Here is a 696-nt window from a genome sequence, read left to right on the forward strand (position 1 = left end):
GTCGCTACCTGATCATTACGGCTACGCCCGGTGTGCAGTTTTTTGCCTAACTGACCCACTTTGTCGATCAGTTTGCCTTCCACCCAGCTATGGATATCTTCGGCGTCGCTTTCAAGGATTTGTTGTGGCCTGGCGCGAACATCTTCCAGCAGCACGTTCAGCGCCTCTTCCAGTTGCGCCTGTTCTTCTGCGGTCAGCACACCGACCGTTACCAGGGCTTTGGACCAGGCCACAGAGCCAACAATATCCTGCTCCGCCAGACGGTAATCAAAACGCAGTGAGTCGTTGAATTGTTTGAACCGTTGATCTGCTGCCTGGGTAAAACGCCCGCCCCAAAGTGCCATAACTCTGTTTCCTTATTTTGAAATTCAATGCCGGAAAGCTGCGCCTCCGGCCAACAAAACTTAAGCTACACTCCGCGTACCCATCGGCATACCGTTAAACAGTGCCGGAAGCTGTTCCGCATGACGCCAGGAGGCGATATCCACCGGGCGGCCCAGCGTGCGCGCAGCATCCAGCGCCGCGTTCACTTTCACTATCATGCCGTCAGTAATAATGCCCTGCTCAATCAGTTGTTCTGCTTTCGCGGCGGTCATTTCGGCAATACGTTGCCCTTTGCCGTCGAGAATGCCGCTGACGTCGGAGAGCAAAATCAGATCCGCGCCCAGCGTTGCCGCTGTCTCTTATACACATCTG

General features: G+C 54.7%; 2 protein-coding genes. Both read right to left on the reverse strand.

What is annotated here, in order from left to right; translation table 11 throughout:
• Positions 1 to 344: lyase family protein (locus tag AC5O77_RS21825; protein WP_442975922.1), on the reverse strand; the 344-nt coding region annotated here is incomplete at its 3' end.
• A 60-nt stretch (positions 345 to 404) separates the two neighbouring features.
• The gene (locus AC5O77_RS21830; protein WP_494507182.1) at positions 405 to 668 is read right to left on the reverse strand and encodes an amino acid kinase family protein; all 264 of its coding nucleotides are present in this window, start codon (positions 666 to 668) and stop codon (positions 405 to 407) included.
• Positions 669 to 696 lie beyond the last annotated feature (28 nt).

It is taken from the genome of Stenotrophomonas sp. INTA L402-1 (assembly GCF_059295135.1).